Source organism: Pseudomonas sp. NPDC087029 (assembly GCF_044745345.1).
Taxonomy (GTDB): domain Bacteria; phylum Pseudomonadota; class Gammaproteobacteria; order Pseudomonadales; family Pseudomonadaceae; genus Aquipseudomonas; species Aquipseudomonas faucium.
Map to the genome: position 1 here is coordinate 25,822 of NZ_JBIVAB010000020.1, position 16,423 is coordinate 42,244.

The 16,423-nt window shown below is 63.9% G+C and carries 14 protein-coding genes; all 14 read right to left on the reverse strand.

Annotated features, from left to right (window positions below):
• Nucleotides 1-6: 6 nt before the first annotated feature.
• The 14 genes from nuoM to aceA all read right to left on the reverse strand — a co-directional run bounded on the left by nuoM (nt 7) and on the right by aceA (nt 16,043).
• Nucleotides 7-1,539 carry an NADH-quinone oxidoreductase subunit M gene (gene nuoM / locus ACIPG5_RS23130; protein WP_176518015.1) on the reverse strand — a complete coding sequence of 511 codons (1,533 nt, stop codon included), beginning with the start codon at nt 1,537-1,539 and terminating at the stop codon, nt 7-9.
• 40 nt (nt 1,540-1,579) lie between these two features.
• Nucleotides 1,580-3,433: an NADH-quinone oxidoreductase subunit L gene (gene nuoL / locus ACIPG5_RS23135; protein ID WP_176518014.1), complete on the reverse strand. Its 1,854-nt coding sequence runs from the start codon at nt 3,431-3,433 to the stop codon at nt 1,580-1,582.
• On the reverse strand, nt 3,430-3,738 hold the full coding sequence (gene nuoK, locus ACIPG5_RS23140) for an NADH-quinone oxidoreductase subunit NuoK (RefSeq protein ID WP_003251446.1): 309 nt from the start codon (nt 3,736-3,738) through the stop codon (nt 3,430-3,432). The genes nuoL and nuoK overlap by 4 nt, the downstream gene beginning before the upstream one ends.
• Nucleotides 3,739-3,741: 3 nt before the next feature.
• Nucleotides 3,742-4,242 carry an NADH-quinone oxidoreductase subunit J gene (gene nuoJ, locus ACIPG5_RS23145; protein ID WP_087499961.1) on the reverse strand — a complete coding sequence of 167 codons (501 nt, stop codon included), beginning with the start codon at nt 4,240-4,242 and terminating at the stop codon, nt 3,742-3,744.
• A 10-nt stretch (nt 4,243-4,252) separates the two neighbouring features.
• Nucleotides 4,253-4,801 carry an NADH-quinone oxidoreductase subunit NuoI gene (gene nuoI, locus ACIPG5_RS23150; RefSeq protein ID WP_003251442.1) on the reverse strand — a complete coding sequence of 183 codons (549 nt, stop codon included), beginning with the start codon at nt 4,799-4,801 and terminating at the stop codon, nt 4,253-4,255.
• An 11-nt stretch (nt 4,802-4,812) separates the two neighbouring features.
• Nucleotides 4,813-5,820 carry an NADH-quinone oxidoreductase subunit NuoH gene (gene nuoH, locus ACIPG5_RS23155; protein WP_003251440.1) on the reverse strand — a complete coding sequence of 336 codons (1,008 nt, stop codon included), beginning with the start codon at nt 5,818-5,820 and terminating at the stop codon, nt 4,813-4,815.
• Nucleotides 5,817-8,531 carry an NADH-quinone oxidoreductase subunit NuoG gene (gene nuoG, locus ACIPG5_RS23160; RefSeq protein WP_401378419.1) on the reverse strand — a complete coding sequence of 905 codons (2,715 nt, stop codon included), beginning with the start codon at nt 8,529-8,531 and terminating at the stop codon, nt 5,817-5,819. The genes nuoH and nuoG overlap by 4 nt, the downstream gene beginning before the upstream one ends.
• Before the next feature lie 132 nt (nt 8,532-8,663).
• Nucleotides 8,664-10,025, reverse strand: a complete 1,362-nt coding sequence (gene nuoF / locus ACIPG5_RS23165; protein ID WP_176518012.1) for an NADH-quinone oxidoreductase subunit NuoF — start codon at nt 10,023-10,025, stop codon at nt 8,664-8,666.
• On the reverse strand, nt 10,022-10,519 hold the full coding sequence (gene nuoE / locus ACIPG5_RS23170; protein WP_176518011.1) for an NADH-quinone oxidoreductase subunit NuoE: 498 nt from the start codon (nt 10,517-10,519) through the stop codon (nt 10,022-10,024). Before nuoE ends, nuoF begins: the two co-directional genes overlap by 4 nt.
• A 2-nt stretch (nt 10,520-10,521) precedes the next feature.
• Nucleotides 10,522-12,303: an NADH-quinone oxidoreductase subunit C/D gene (nuoC, locus tag ACIPG5_RS23175; protein ID WP_176518010.1), complete on the reverse strand. Its 1,782-nt coding sequence runs from the start codon at nt 12,301-12,303 to the stop codon at nt 10,522-10,524.
• Nucleotides 12,304-12,383: 80 nt separating this feature from the next.
• Nucleotides 12,384-13,061, reverse strand: coding sequence for an NADH-quinone oxidoreductase subunit B family protein (locus ACIPG5_RS23180; protein ID WP_003251429.1), 678 nt, complete (start codon nt 13,059-13,061; stop codon nt 12,384-12,386).
• A gap of 9 nt (nt 13,062-13,070) precedes the next feature.
• Entirely contained in the window at nt 13,071-13,484 is a 414-nt protein-coding gene (locus tag ACIPG5_RS23185) for an NADH-quinone oxidoreductase subunit A (RefSeq protein WP_003251427.1), read from the reverse strand.
• Nucleotides 13,485-13,865: 381 nt separating this feature from the next.
• The gene (locus ACIPG5_RS23190) at nt 13,866-14,528 is read right to left on the reverse strand and encodes a lysoplasmalogenase (RefSeq protein ID WP_176518009.1); all 663 of its coding nucleotides are present in this window, start codon (nt 14,526-14,528) and stop codon (nt 13,866-13,868) included.
• A gap of 189 nt (nt 14,529-14,717) precedes the next feature.
• Entirely contained in the window at nt 14,718-16,043 is a 1,326-nt protein-coding gene (gene aceA / locus ACIPG5_RS23195; protein ID WP_176512818.1) for an isocitrate lyase, read from the reverse strand.
• Nucleotides 16,044-16,423: the final 380 nt, after the last annotated feature.

Genomic DNA, 16,423 nt, shown 5'->3' on the forward strand with positions numbered 1-16,423 from the left:
GCGCTCTTACCGGGCCGAAGCGAGTTGAGTGAAAGCGGAACCGAGCCACTGCTGCACACCACTCATGGTGGCGGCAGAGGTGTCGAGGAACGGCTGCGGATACACGCCCAGCAGCACCAGCAGTACCGCCAGGCCCAGGACCATGATCATTTCGCGACCGTCCATGCCGGCCAGCACGGTGTCGGCCTTGGCCGGGCCGAAGTAGGCGCGGTGGATCATGATCAGCGAGTACACCGAACCGAATACCAGGCCGGTGGTGGCGATCACGGTGATCCACGGTACATGGGCGAAGCTGCCGATCAGGATCAGGAACTCGCCGACGAAGTTGCCGGTACCCGGCAGGCCCAGGGAGGCGGCGGCGAAGAACAGGCTGATGGCTGGCAGGTAGGCGATGCGGTGCCACAGGCCGCCCATCTGGCGCATGTCACGGGTGTGCAGGCGCTCGTACAGTTGGCCGGACAGGATGAACAGCGCGGCGGCCGACAGGCCGTGGGCGAGCATCTGGATCACCGCGCCTTGCAGGGCCTGCTGGCTACCGGAGTAGATGCCGATCAGCACGAAGCCCATGTGCGAGACGCTGGAGAAGGCGATCAGGCGCTTGATGTCGCTTTGCGCGAAGGCCAGGAAGGCACCGTAGAAGATACCGATCAGGCCCAGGGTCATGGCGATCGGCGCGAACTCGGCCGAGGCGTTCGGGAACAGCGGCAGGGCGAAGCGCAGCAGGCCGTAGGCCGCCGTCTTCAGCAGGATACCGGCCAGGTCCACGGAACCTGCGGTCGGTGCCTGGGCGTGAGCGTCAGGCAGCCAGGAGTGGAACGGCACCACCGGCAGCTTCACCGCGAAGGCGATGAAGAAGCCCAGCATCAGCACGTACTCGACACCGGCCGGCAGTTCGGCCTTGAGCAGGTCGCTGTAGTTGAAGGTGAGCACGCCGGTGGTGTTGTAGTTGACCAGCACCAGGCCAAGGATCGCCACCAGCATGATCAGGCCGCTGGCCTGGGTGAAGATGAAGAACTTGGTGGCGGCGTAGATCCGAGTCTTTTTGCCGTCTGCCGAGCTGTGACCCCAGAGCGCGATGAGGAAATACATCGGCACCAGCATCATTTCCCAGAAGAAGAAGAACAGGAACAGGTCCAGGGCCAGGAACACACCGACCACGCCGCCCAGGATCCACATCAGGTTGAGGTGGAAGAAGCCGACGTGACGCTGGATCTCTTTCCAGGAGCACAATACCGAGAGCACACCGAGCAGGCCGGTGAGCAGGATCATCAGCAGCGACAGGCCGTCCAGGGCCAGGTGGATGCTGATGCCGAAGCGCTTGATCCACTGGACCTTGTATTCCAGTGCCCAGGCAGGTTCGGCGCCCGGAGCGGGGGCCAGGGTGTAGTCGCCGGTGCCCCACAGCCACAGGCCGATACCGAGCAACAGGGACATGGTCAGCAGTGCGATCCAGCGCGGCAGGGTGGCGCCGAAGCGCTCACCCAGCCAGCACAGGAAGCCGCCGATGAAGGGGATCAGGATCAGCCAAGGCAAAATCATGACGGGTTGGTTTCCTTTGGCAAAGTCGCAAGATTCATTGTCATACCGCGGCCACTACCACGGCGCCGAGCACCAGCACGGCACCGACGGCGATCGAGGCGGTGTACCAGCGCAGCTGGCCAGTCTCGGTCTTGCTCATGGCGACGTGGCCGCCGCGAGCCATCCGAGGGATCAGGCCGATGCTGCGGTCAACCGGGTCCTTGCGCAGGATGTGGCTGATCAGCAGGTAAGGTTTGACGAAGAGCTTGTCGTAGATCCAGTCGAAGCCCCAGGCGGCGAACCACCAGGCCGACAGGACGCGGCCGATGCCGCTGTTGGCGATGGCCGAGACCAGGCGACGCTTGCCCAGGAACAGCATCGCGGCCAGCAGGATACCGGCAATGGCGATGGCGCCCGAGGTGATTTCCAGCGCGTGCTTGGCTTCACCACCGGCGTGGCCGGCGCTTTCAGGCAGCACGCCTGCCAGCGGCGGGGTGATCCAGGCGCCGACGAAGGTCGACAGCACGATCAGCACGCCCAGTGGCAGCCAGTGGCTGATGCCGTGGCCGGCGTGGGCTTCGGTCTTGGCTTCGCCGTGGAAGGCGATGAAGATCAGGCGGAAGGTGTACAGCGAGGTCATGAAGGCACCGACCAGGCCGGCGTACAGCAGGCCGCTGTTGCCGCTGGCGAAGGCTTCCCAGAGGATCTCGTCCTTGGAGTAGAAGCCCACGGTCACGATCGGCAGGGCCGCCAGGGCCGCGCCACCGACCACGAAGCTGGCGTAGGCCAGCGGCAGTTTCTTCCACAGGCCGCCCATCTTGAAGATGTTCTGCTCGTGGTGGCAGGCAACGATCACCGCACCCGAGGCAAGGAACAGCAGGGCCTTGAAGAAGGCGTGGGTCATCAGGTGGAAGATCGCCGCGTCCCAGGCGCCAACGCCCAGGGCCAGGAACATGTAGCCGATCTGGCTCATGGTCGAGTAGGCGAGGATACGCTTGATGTCGGTCTGCACCAGGGCGGCAAAGCCGGCCAGCACCAGCGTGACACCACCAACCACACCGACCAGGTGCAGGATGTCCGGCGCCAGCAGGAACAGGCCGTTGGTACGGGCGATCAGGTACACGCCCGCGGTCACCATGGTTGCCGCGTGGATCAGTGCCGAAACCGGGGTCGGGCCTGCCATCGCGTCGGCCAGCCAGGTCTGCAGCGGCAGCTGGGCCGATTTACCGACCGCGCCACCCAGCAGCATCAGGGTCGCCAGTACCATCCAGGTGTCACCCGCCTGGAACTTCTGCGGTGCCAGCACCAGCAGTTCCTGCACGTTCAGGGTACCCAGCTGGGCGAACAGGATGAACAGGCCAATGGCCATGAACACGTCGCCGATACGGGTGACGATGAAGGCCTTCAGTGCCGCGTTACCGTTGTTGCGGTTGCTGTAGTAGAAACCGATCAACAGGTACGAGCACAGGCCCACGCCTTCCCAGCCGAAGTAGATGAACAGCAGGTTATCGCCGAGGATCAGGAACAGCATGCTGGCGATGAACAGGTTGGTGTACGAGAAGAAGCGCGAGTAACCGGCTTCGCCACGCATGTACCAGGAGGCGAACAGGTGGATCAGGAAGCCGACACCGGTGACCACGCCGAGCATGGTGACCGACAGGCCGTCCAGGTACAGGGTGAAGTTCGGCGCGAAGCCGTCCACCGACATCCACTGCCACAGCAGCTGGCTGTACGCGCCGCCTTCAGGCGGGGCGACATTGAACTGCCAGATCACATAGGCGGCGGTGGCGGCCGACAGGCCCACCGAGCCGACGCCGATCAGCGCGGACAGGTTCTCCGAGAACCGCCCGCGCGAGAACGACAGCAGCAGGAAGCCGACGAGGGGGAAGACGAAAGTCAGGAAGAGAAGGTTCATCCGCGCATCTCACTGGCAGCATCGATGTCGAGAGTGTGGAAGCGGCGATACAGCTGCAGCAGGATGGCCAGGCCAATGCTGGCCTCGGCGGCTGCCAGGCTGATCACCAGAATGAACATCACCTGGCCGTCGGGCTGGACCCAACGGGCACCGGCGACGACGAACGCCAGGGCAGAGGCGTTCATCATGACTTCCAGGCTCATGAGCACGAAGAGGATGTTGCGGCGGACCATCAGGCCAACCAGACCTAAGCAGAACAGGATGCCGGCGACGGCGAGCCCGTGTTCGAGAGGGATAGCACCCATGATTTACTCCTTCGCCTCGTTGCGGCCCAGGTGGAAGGCAGTGACGGCCGCCGCGAGCAGCAGCATCGACGCCAGTTCGACCACCAGCAGGTACGGGCCGAACAGGCTGATGCCCACTTCTTTCGGGCCCACGGTGGTGCCGCTGATGCCGGCGCCGCTCGGGGCGACGAACAGCACGTACAGCAGCTCCAGCAGCAGCAGCGCGGCGAGGATCACCGGCCCTGCCCAGATACCGGGCTTGAGCCAGCCCCGTTCCTGGGCGACCGAAGCCGGCCCCAGGTTGAGCATCATCACCACGAACACGAACAGCACCATGATGGCGCCGGCGTAGGCGATCACTTCCAGGGCGCCGGCGAACGGCGCACCCAGGGCGAAGAAGATCATGGCCACGGAAATCAGCGAAATGATCAGGTAAAGCAAGGCGTGCACGGGGTTGGTGCCGGTAACCACCCGAAGGGTGGAGACCACGGCGATCCCGGATGCGAAGTAGAAAGCGAATTCCATCTTTCTGTCCTTATGGGAGCAAGCTCTTCACGTTGATCGGCTCGGCTTCGTTCTGTGCAGAGCCTTTCGGCTTGCCAGCGATCGCCATACCCGCAACACGGTAGAAGTTGTAGTCAGGGTTCTTGCCGGGGCCGGAGATCAGCAGATCTTCTTTCTCGTACACCAGGTCCTGACGCTTGAACTCGGCCATTTCAAAATCCGGAGTCAGCTGGATCGCGGTGGTCGGGCACGCTTCTTCACACAGGCCGCAGAAGATGCAGCGCGAGAAGTTGATGCGGAAGAACTCCGGGTACCAGCGGCCGTCCTCGGTCTCGGCCTTCTGCAGCGAGATGCAGCCGACCGGGCAGGCCACCGCGCAGAGGTTGCAGGCAACGCAACGCTCCTCGCCATCGGGGTCGCGGGTGAGGACGATGCGGCCGCGGTAGCGCGGCGGCAGGTACACGGGCTCTTCGGGGTATTGCAGGGTGTCGCGCTTGCGGAACCCGTGGGAGAACACCATTGCCAGGCTGCGCAGCTGGGTGCCGGTGCCCTTAACGATGTCGCCGATATACTTGAACATGGGTCAAATCCTCACTGGGCCGCGACGGCTGGCGTGTTGTAGAGCACGATCGCAGCGGTCACCAGCAAATTGATCAGGGTCAGCGGCAGGCAGAACTTCCAGCTGAAGTCCATCACCTGGTCATAGCGTGGGCGCGGGATCGAGGCGCGCAGCAGGATGAACAGCATGATGAAGAACGCGGTCTTCAGCGCGAACCACAGGAACGACAGTTGCGGCAGGATGCCGAACGGGCCGTGCCAGCCGCCGAAGAACAGAGTTACCAGCAGCGCCGAGATGAGGATGATGCCGATGTACTCGCCGACGAAGAACATGCCCCATTTCATGCCGGCATATTCGATGTGGTAGCCGTCGGCCAGTTCCTGTTCCGCTTCCGGCTGGTCGAACGGGTGACGGTGAGTCACGGCGACGCCAGCGATGAAGAAGGTGCAGAAGCCGAAGAACTGCGGAATGATGAACCACAGGTTCTGGGCCTGGTATTCAACGATGTCGCGCATGTTGAACGAACCCACCTGCACCACCACGCCCATCAGCGCCAGGCCCAGGAACACCTCGTACGACACGGTCTGTGCCGACGCGCGCAAGCTGCCCAGCAGGGCGTACTTGTTGTTCGACGACCAGCCGGCGAAGAGCACGGCATAGACCGACAGGCCGGCCATGGCGAAGAAGAACAGCAGGCCGATGTTCAGGTCGGCGACGCCCCAGGTCGGGGTGATCGGGATGACCACGAAGGCGATCAGCAGGGCGCTCATGGCCACCACTGGCGCCAGGGTGAAGATCACGCGGTCGACGAAGGGCGGGTTCCAGTCTTCCTTGAAGAACATCTTCAGCATGTCGGCAGCGATCTGGAACATGCCGAACGGGCCTACGCGGTTCGGGCCGTAACGGTCCTGCCACCAGCCCAGCAGGCGGCGCTCGACGAAGCTGAGCAGCGCGCCGCAGACCACCACCGCGAGCAGGACCACGATGGCCCGCAGCACGGTGAGGATCACATCGATCACTTCGGGGGTGAACCAGCTCATTGTGCTGCCTCCTGCAGACCTTCGACGGATGCACCGAAGATGGCAGGCGGAATGCCGGCCAGGCCTTTGGGCAACGCAACCAGGCCAGCGCCCAGTTCTTCATTGATACGCAGCGGCAGGCGCAGCGAAACGCCGGCGACGTTCAGGCTCAGCAGGGCACCCTCGTTGACGCCCAGGCGGTCGGCTTCGGACTTGGCCAGGGCCACGTAGGCAGCCGGGATGCGCTCTTGCACCGGGGCGGCGCGCGAGGAGCTTTCTTCGCTGCCGAACAGGTGGAAGAACGGTACCGCGGTCCAGGTGCCACGGGCCGGGTTGAAGGCGCCCGGGATGGCGTTGAACCAGTTCAGGCGGTCGCCCTGCGATTCGATCAGGCGCACGCCCGGGTCACCGGCGCGCAGGTGGCCACCGACTTCGTCCTGGAACTTGTTCCAGGCCTGCGGCGAGTTCCAGCCCGGCGACCAGGCGAACGGCACCTGCTGGCGCGGCTCGGCGGAGCCCGAGTAGCCTTCCATGGAGAAGGCGAACGCGGTGTCCTTGTCTTGCGGGGTGCGCGGCTCGTGCACGCTGATGTTGGCGCGCATGGCGGTACGGCCGGAGTAGCGCAGCGGCTCACGGGCAAGCTTCATGCCCTTGATGCGGAATGCGGCGCTTGGCGCTGCGTTGACGATGCCGGCCAGTTGCGGGGCGGCTTCGGCGCAGGCGCTGGTGACGTGGTCCAGCTGGGTCCAGTCGACCGGCTTGTTCAGCAGGGTGGCACGCAGGGCGTGCATCCAGCGCCAGCCTTCGTGGATCTGGATGCTGCTGTCCAGGTACTGCGGGTCGAACACCTGGAAGAAGCGCTGGGCACGGCCTTCCTGGCTGACCAGGGTACCGTCGCCTTCGGCGAAGGAGGCGGCCGGCAGCACCAGGTGGGCACGGTCCAGGGTGGCGGTCTTGGAGTGGTCGGCGACGATCACCACCTTGGCCGCGGCCAGGGCTGCGTCGACCTTGGCGGCCGGTACGCGGGCGTACAGGTCGTTTTCCAATACCACGATGGCGTCGGCCTTGCCGCTGATGACCGCGTCCAGCGCGGCATCGACGGACTCGCCGCCGAGCATCGCCATGCCCAGGCTGTTGGCCTCAGGCACGACCAGGCTCAGCGAGCCGTTCTTCTCGCGCAGCTTCAGGGCCTTGGCGATGTTGGCGGCCGCTTCGATCAGCGCCGGGTCGGCCAGCGAGGTGCCGGCAACGACCAGCGGGCGCTTGGCGGCAACCAGGGCATCGGCGATGCGCTGGGCCAGGGCTTGCGCTTCCTGGTCCAGGCCGGCGACTGCTGGGGCGCTCGGGTCGATGGCGTGGGCCACGGCGAAGCCGATGCGGGCCAGGTCGGCCGGGGAGGCGTGCACGCACTCTTCGGCGACGTCGTCGAGCTTGGTTTCAGCCAGGGAGGCGATGAACAGCGGGTACAGCGCGTGCTGGCCGATGTTCTTCACCGCGGCGTCGAGCCACGGCTGCACTTTCATCGATTCGGCCATGGCCTCGGCCTTGCCCTTGGTGGCCTGGCGCACGGCCAGGGCGACGCGGGCAGCGGTCTGGGTCAGGTCTTCGCCGAGCACGAACACGGCGTCGTGGTCTTCGATGTCGCGCAGGGTCGGCACCGGCAGCGGGCTGTCGTTCAGCACGTTCAGGGCCAGGCGCACGCGGGCCAGTTCGCCGGCTTCGATACCCGAGTAGAAGTACTCGGCACCGACCAGCTCACGCAGGCCGTAGTTGCTCTCGAGGCTGGCGCGTGGCGAGCCGATACCGACGATGGTGCGGCCGCGCAGCAGGTCGGCGGCCTTGTCCAGGGCGGCGTCCAGGCCCAGCTTGGTGCCATCGGCGAGGAACGGCTGGCGCGGGCGGTCGGTGCGGTTGACGTAGCCATAGCCGAAGCGGCCGCGGTCGCACAGGAAGTACTGGTTGACCGAGCCGTTGAAGCGGTTCTCGATGCGGCGCAGTTCGCCGTAGCGCTCGCCCGGGCTGATGTTGCAGCCGCTGGAGCAGCCGTGGCAGATGCTTGGGGCGAACTGCATGTCCCACTTGCGGTTGTAGCGCTCGGAGTGGGTCTTGTCGGTGAACACGCCGGTCGGGCAGACCTCGGTCAGGTTGCCGGAGAATTCGCTTTCCAGCACGCCGTCTTCAACGCGGCCGAAGTACACGTTGTCGTGGGCGCCGTAGACGCCCAGGTCGGTACCACCGGCATAGTCCTTGTAGTAGCGCACGCAGCGGTAGCAGGCGATGCAGCGGTTCATCTCGTGGGCGATGAACGGGCCGAGGTCCTGGTTCTGGTGGGTACGCTTGGTGAAACGGTAGCGGCGCTCGTTGTGGCCGGTCATTACCGTCATGTCCTGCAGGTGGCAGTGACCGCCTTCCTCGCACACCGGGCAGTCGTGCGGGTGGTTGGTCATCAGCCATTCGACGACGCTGGCGCGAAACGCCTTGGACTCGTCATCGTCGATGGAAATCCAGGTGCCGTCGGAGGCAGGGGTCATGCAGGACATGACGATACGACCACGGGTGTCGTTCTCGTCGGTGTACTGCTTGACCGCACATTGCCGGCAGGCGCCAACGCTACCGAGCGCCGGGTGCCAGCAGAAATAGGGGATGTCGAGGCCGAGCGACAGACACGCCTGTAACAGGTTGTCTGCACCGTTGACTTCGAGCGCTTTGCCGTCTACGTGGATAGTGGCCATTGTTCAAAGTTCTTCGTTGGCCCGCGTGAGCGGGCGTGGCTAATGGAAATCGGTGAGCCCGCGGCCCGCCACGAATCATTCGGGCCGGCCTGCGGGCTGGCGGGTGGCACGGACCACCCGCAGCTCATCTTGTTATGCGCCGACCACGATCGGCTTCGCCAGGTTCGGGCGCAGGGTGCCAGCGCTTTCAGGCGCCACACCGGCCTCGAACTCCGAGCGGAAGTATTTGATGGCACTGCCCAATGGCTCGACGGCACCCGGTGCGTGAGCACAGAAGGTGCGGCCTGGGCCGAGGAAGTTGACCAGACCCAGCAGGGTCTCGATGTCTTCGGCGCGGCCCTGGCCTTTCTCCAGCGCGCGCAGCATCTTCACGCTCCACGGCAGGCCGTCACGGCAGGGGGTGCACCAGCCGCACGATTCGCGGGCGAAGAACTCTTCCATGTTGCGCAGCAGCGAGACCATGTTGACGCTGTCGTCGACCGCCATGGCCAGGCCCGTACCCATGCGGGTGCCGACCTTGGCGATGCCACCGGCGTACATCTGCGCATCGAGGTGCTCGGGCAGCAGGAAGCCGGTACCGGCGCCGCCTGGCTGCCAGCACTTGAGCTTGAAGCCATCGCGCATGCCGCCGGCGTAGTCTTCGAACAGCTCGCGGGCGGTGACGCCGAACGGCAGTTCCCACAGGCCTGGGTTCTTCACCTTGCCGGAGAAGCCCATCAGCTTGGTACCGTGGTCTTCGCTACCTTCGCGGGCCAGCGACTTGTACCAGTCGTTGCCGTTGGCGACGATCGCCGGCACGTTGCACAGGGTCTCGACGTTGTTCACGCAAGTCGGCTTGCCCCACACGCCAACGGCGGCAGGGAAGGGCGGCTTGGAGCGCGGGTTGGCGCGGCGGCCTTCCAGCGAGTTGATCAGTGCGGTCTCTTCACCGCAGATGTAGCGCCCGGCACCGGTGTGCACGAACAGCTCGAAATCGAAACCGCTGCCCAGGATGTTCTTGCCCAAGAGGCCTGCGGCCTTGGCTTCATCGATGGCGCGGTTGAGGTTCTTCGCCGCGGTGGTGTATTCGCCACGCAGGAAGATGTAGCCACGGTAGGCCTTCAGGGCGCGGGCGCTGATCAGCATGCCCTCGACCAGCAGATGGGGCTGTTGCTCCATCAGCATGCGGTCCTTCCAGGTGTTCGGCTCCATTTCGTCCGCGTTGCACAGCAGGTAGCGGATGTTCATGGATTCGTCTTTGGGCATCAGGCCCCACTTCACGCCAGTGGGGAAGCCTGCGCCACCACGGCCCTTGAGGCCGGAGTCCTTGACGCTCTGCACGATGTCGTCGGCGGACATCTCGGCCAGTGCCTTGCGGGCAGCGGCGTAGCCGTTCTTGGACTCGTACTCGGCCAGCCAGACCGGCTCGCCGTCGTCACGCAGGCGCCAGGTCAGCGGGTGGGTTTCGGCGGTGCGCGCGATGCGGTTGGCCGGGCCGAAGGAAGTGATGGTCATACGTAACCCTCCAGCAGCTTGGAGACGCCAGCAGGCTGCACGTCGCCAAAGGTGTCGTCGTCGATCATCAGCGCCGGGGCCTTGTCGCAGTTGCCCAGGCAGCACACCGGCAGCAGGGTGAAGCGGCCGTCCGGGGTGGTCTGGCCCAGGCCGATGCCCAGTTCGCTCTGGATCTGGCTGACCACCGACTCGTGGCCGCCGATGTAGCAGACCATGCTGTCGCACACGCGGATGATGTGGCGGCCGACCGGCTGGCGGAAGATCTGGCTGTAGAAGGTGGCGACACCCTCGACGTCGCTGGCCGGGATGCCCAGCACTTCGCCGATGGCGTAGATGGCGCCGTCCGGCACCCAGCCACGTTCCTTCTGGACGATCTTCAGGGCTTCGATGGACGCCGCGCGCGGGTCCTCGTAGTGGTGCATCTCGTGCTCGATGGCCGAGCGCTCGGTTTCGCTCAGGGCGAAACGGTCAGTCTGGATAAGCGTGCTGTTCATGCTTAGCGGTCCACGTCAGCCATAACGAAGTCGATACTGCCCAGGTACGCAATGAGGTCGGCGACCATGCTGCCTTTGATCACCGAAGGGATCTGCTGCAGGTGCGGGTAGCTCGGGGTACGGATCCGGGTGCGGTAGCTCATGGTGCCGCCATCGCTCGTCAGGTAGTAGCTGTTGATGCCCTTGGTCGCTTCGATCATCTGGAACGACTCGTTGGCCGGCATGACCGGGCCCCACGAGACTTGCAGGAAGTGCGTGATCAAGGTTTCGATGTGCTGCAGGGTGCGCTCTTTGGGCGGCGGCGTGGTCAGCGGGTGGTCCGCCTTGTACGGGCCTTCCGGCATGTTGCGCAGGCACTGGTCGATGATGCGGATACTCTGGCGCATCTCCTCGACGCGGACCATGCAACGATCGTAGGCATCGCCGTTGTGGGCCAGCGGCACTTCGAACTCGAAGTTCTCGTAGCCGGAGTACGGGCGGGCCTTGCGCAGGTCGAAGTCGCAACCGGTGGAACGCAGGCCGGCACCGGTGGTGCCCCACTCCAGGGCTTCCTTGGTGTTGTACGCGGCAACCCCGATGGTACGGCCCTTGAGGATGCTGTTCTGCAGGGCAGCCTTGGTGTATTCGTCGAGGCGCTTGGGCAGCCATTCGACGAAGTCCTTGACCAGCTTGTCCCAGCCGCGCGGCAGGTCGTGGGCGACGCCACCGATGCGGTACCAGGCCGGGTGCAGGCGGAAACCGGTGATCGCCTCGATCACGGTGTAGGCGCGCTGGCGGTCGGTGAAGGTGAAGAACACCGGGGTCATGGCGCCGACGTCCTGGATGTAGGTACCCAGGAACAGCAGGTGGCTGGTGATGCGGAAGAACTCGGCCAGCATGATGCGGATCACGTCGACCTTCTGCGGCACCTTGATGCCCGCCAGCTTCTCGACGGCGAGCACGTACGGCAGGTTGTTCATCACCCCGCCGAGGTAGTCGATGCGGTCGGTGTAGGGGATGAAGCTGTGCCAGGACTGGCGCTCGGCCATCTTCTCGGCGCCACGGTGGTGGTAGCCGATGTCCGGGACGCAGTCGACGATCTCTTCGCCGTCCAGCTGCAGGACGATACGGAACGCGCCGTGGGCCGAAGGGTGGTTGGGGCCGAGGTTGAGGAACATGTAGTCCTCGTTGGCGCCCTGGCGCTTCATGCCCCAGGCTTCGGGGTTGAAGCGTGCCGATTCCTCTTCAAGCTGCTGCTTGGCCAGGGTCAGGCTGTAGGGATCGAACTCGGTGGCGCGGGCCGGGTAGTCCTTGCGCAGCGGGTGACCTTCCCAGGTCGGCGGCATCATGATGCGGCTCAGGTGCGGGTGGCCGGCAAAGTCGATGCCGAACATGTCCCAGACTTCGCGCTCGTACCAGTTGGCGTTGGGCCAGATACCGGTCACGGTGGGCAGGTTCAGGTCGCCTTCGCTGAGCGACACCTTGATCATCACGTCGCTGTTACGTTCGATCGACAGCAGGTGGTAGAACACGCTGAAGTCGGCGGCCGGCAGGCCACGGCGCTGGGTGCGCAGGCGCTCGTCGACGCCGTGCAGGTCGTACAGCATGCTGTAGGGCTTGGCGACACCGCGCAGGAAGCTGAGCACCTCTTTGAGCTGGGCGCGCTTGACCCACAGCACGGGCATGCCGGTGCGGGTTTCCTGGGCGACGAATGCTTCGGCGCCAAAACGGTTGTTCAGTTCGACGACCACATCCTGGTCGTCAGCCTTGTAGGGCGGAATGAAAATAGCGTTGTCCGCTGTCATGGTCTCGGTCGCTTTGGGTCAACGTTAAGAATGAAGCCAGGCCGCCGGCTCCCAATAGGAGCGGGCGGCAGGTCGCTGGATCAGACTTCGTCGGGGCTGCGCAGGTTGGTTACGGCGATGCGCTGCTCACGACGCAGGTCTTTCTGGGCTGGCATCTCGGCACGGTAAATGCCTTGATCACCAACAACCCAGGAAAGCGGGCGTCGTTCTTGGCCGATCGACTCCTGCAGCAGCATCAAGCCTTGCAGGAAAGCCTCAGGGCGCGGCGGGCAGCCGGGCACATAGACGTCCACGGGGAGGAACTTGTCGACCCCCTGAACGACCGAGTAGATGTCGTACATGCCGCCGGAGTTGGCGCACGAACCCATGGAGATGACCCACTTGGGCTCGAGCATCTGCTCGTACAGGCGCTGGATGATCGGCGCCATCTTCACGAAGCAGGTACCGGCGATGACCATGAAGTCGGCCTGACGCGGCGATGCCCGGATGACTTCGGCGCCGAAGCGGGCGATGTCGTGGGGCGCTGTGAAGGCCGTGGTCATTTCCACGTAGCAGCAGGACAGGCCGAAGTTGTACGGCCAGAGGGAGTTCTTGCGACCCCAGTTGACCGCGCCACGCAGCACATCTTCAAGTTTGCCCATGAAGATGTTCTTGTGGACCTGGTCCTCTAGCAGTTGATCGGTGACGGTTTCCCGTTCACCGACCGGGTACTGCTCGTTGGGCGCATCCGGATCGATTCTGGTGAGATTGTATTGCATGCCAAAGCCTCATTGTTTCAGCTTCGCTTGCCGCTTGCGACGACCTTCGGGAGCCCAATCAAGTGCCCCGACGCGCCATAGGTAGACAAGACCTGCCAACAGAATTGCTATGAAAACGAGTGCTTCGACGAATCCGGTCCAGCCGCTTTCGCGGACGGACACAGACCATGCAAAGAGAAAGAGGGCTTCGATATCGAAGATCACGAACAGCATCGCGACCAGATAGAATTTGGCGGACAGGCGCAGGCGAGCGCTGCCGACGGGCAGCATGCCGGATTCGAAGGGTTCGTTCTTGGCGCGGCCCCAGGCCTTGCTACCGAGCAGGCTGGACAGGCCGAGCATGAAGGCACACAGGCCGACGACACCCAAAAGGAAGATGGCAAAGCCCCAGTTGTGGGCGATGAGTCCTGCCGAATCGGACATGCTAGAGATCCTTATACAGAGACCCAGCTCTGCAGTCTGAAATAAGTAGAGCGGCGACGTGGTGTCGCAGGTGCAGTGACCAAATGTCGCAGCTGAATCAATCGCGCTGATTTTATGGGTAAACCCGGTGCAAGTAAAATTTCTGTCGCAAATTTATTCGTAGCATTAAGAATAAAAATCCCTCCTAACTGGCTGAAAGCCTTGAAATTCGGGCATTGCGCACGGTTTTGTTAATTATGTTTCTTGCCCGGTGTAACGAAGCGCTAACTTGGTAATGATAATTAATATCGTTTAACCTGATCCTTGAAACTATACCTGTCCTGAGTCTTGCAAGTTCATATGCCGTCAGCCCCCTACTTGCAAATGCGAAAGACTCTTGTTCTAGCAGTTTCCGACACCGCCCGCACCGCTCTGGGTCAATACTTTGCCGGATAAGCCGTGCTGGGCTGACGAAGCAATCGCCCATTGGCCCAGCCAGTAGGCGAGGATGATCAGGTAGGGCGCGGCAGCGAACGGGCTGACGAAGCGGTCGATGCCGATCAGGCTGTCGGAGAACACGAACAGGCAGGCGCCCAGCGCGGCGACGCCACCACAGGCCAGGGCACGCCAGAGCATGGCGCTGATGGCCAGTGCGTACAGCGCCACCGGGATCAACAGCGGGCCGAGGCCGTGGCTGGCCAGCACGCCGAGCAGGGTGATGCCGGTGATGGCGCTCAATATCAGTGCCGGCAGTGCCGGGCGCAAGGTCTTGCTGCAATACGCCCGCAGGTAGGCCAGGTGTGCACAGAGGAAGGCGGCCAGGCCAAACACGAACAGGTCGCCAGGCACGGCCAGCAGAATGTCGCCGAGCACCGAGAAGCCCAGGCCCAGGGTGATCCAGCGCCGATAGGCGGTGGCGGGCGCGCCGAGCATCCAGGCGATCAGGGCCAGTACCGGAATGGGCTTGGCCAAGAGGCCGAGCAGGGCGTTGCCGGTGGCCAGTGCATATATATAGAGGGCGGCGGCTGCGGCAGCGATGATGAGCAAGTGGCTTGGGCGGGGCATGGGCGGACCTTGCTGCTGGGCTGCCACAAGCATAGTCCGGATCCTGGGTTCTGCTCTGGCCCTATCGCCGGCAAGCCGGCTCCCACAGGACTCTCCAATACCTGCGCGTTCGGCGATAGGGCCAGTGCAGCAAAAAAGAAGGCCCGGGATCCTTTCGAATCCCGGGCCTCTTTCAGCAAGCCACTGCTATCAGTGGAACTGCTCTTCCTCGGTCGAACCGGTCAGTGCAGTCACCGACGAAGCGCCACCCTGGATCACGGTGGTCATGTCGTCGAAGTAGCCGGTACCGACTTCCTGCTGGTGAGCCACGAAGGTGTAGCCCTTGCTGGCGTCGGCGAACTCTTGTTCCTGCAGCTTCACGTAGGCGGTCATGTCGTTGCGGGCGTAGTCGTGCGCCAGGTTGAACATGCCGTGCCACATGTTGTGGATGCCGGCCAGGGTGATGAACTGGTGCTTGTAGCCCATGGCCGACAGTTCGCGCTGGAACTTGGCGATGGTGGCGTCGTCCAGGTTCTTCTTCCAGTTGAACGAAGGCGAGCAGTTGTACGACAGGATCTGGTCCGGGTACTCCTTCTTGATCGCTTCGGCGAAGCGACGGGCTTCGTCCAGGTCCGGCTTGGCGGTTTCGCACCAGATCAGGTCGGCATACGGGGCGTAGGCCAGGCCGCGAGCGATGGCCTGGTCGAGGCCGGCACGCACCTTGTAGAAGCCTTCACGGGTACGCTCGCCAATCACGAACGGCTGGTCATAAGGGTCGCAGTCGCTGGTCAGCAGGTCGGCGGCGTTGGCGTCGGTACGGGCCAGGATGATGGTCGGCACACCCGAAACGTCAGCGGCCAGGCGCGCTGCAACCAGCTTCTGTACGGCTTCCTGGGTCGGTACCAGGACCTTGCCGCCCATGTGGCCGCATTTTTTCACCGAGGCCAGCTGGTCTTCGAAGTGCACGCCGGCGGCGCCTGCTTCGATCATGTTCTTCATCAGCTCGTAGGCGTTCAGCACGCCGCCGAAGCCGGCTTCGGCGTCAGCCACGATCGGTGCGAAGTAGTCGATGTAGCCTTCATCGCCCGGGTTCTTGCCTGCTTTCCACTGGATCTGGTCGGCGCGGCGGAACGAGTTGTTGATGCGCTTGACCACGGTCGGTACCGAATCGACCGGGTACAGCGACTGGTCAGGGTACATCGACTCGGCCGAGTTGTTGTCGGCGGCAACCTGCCAGCCGGACAGGTAGATGGCCTGGATGCCGGCCTTGACCTGCTGCACTGCCTGGCCGCCGGTCAGGGCGCCCATGCAGTTGACGAAATCTTTTTCTGGGCGGAAGGACGGGTGGGCACCTTGGGTGACCAGCTTCCACAGTTTTTCTGCGCCCTGGCGGGCCAGGGTGTGCTCCGGCTGCAGGGAGCCACGCAGGCGAACGACATCAGCGGCGGTGTAGGTACGGGTCACGCCTTTCCAGCGCGGGTTTTCGGCCCAGTCTTTCTCGAGGGCTGCAATTTGCTGTTCGCGTGTCAGTGCCATGGAAATAAACCTCGTCGCATCGATCTTGGGGTAATTGTGCTGATGCTCACGAAGCGAATCAGGGGGTGTGGCGGCTGTCCTGTCCGGGGGAGTGCGGCGGCGAACGCGAAGGCTCGAAGGGGGAAGGAGGTGCAGGCTGGGCGAAGGTGTGCGCCTGCAGGTCGGCTCGTGGTTGCCTTGCTGCGGTGCTACGCGATTGCCAGTACTGCGGTGATGCGCTTCCGTCCCTCGGGACAACTTCTTCGTTGCAGTCGCAATCCCGTCGAACCGCCTTGTGGGCCGTATAGACACGAGGTGCCTCCCGGGGTGCTGGGAGTACGCCTCGAAGGCCCTTGCCAGGGCCCCTGATTAGCGGGAGCGAGGCCATCATGCCCTTGGGA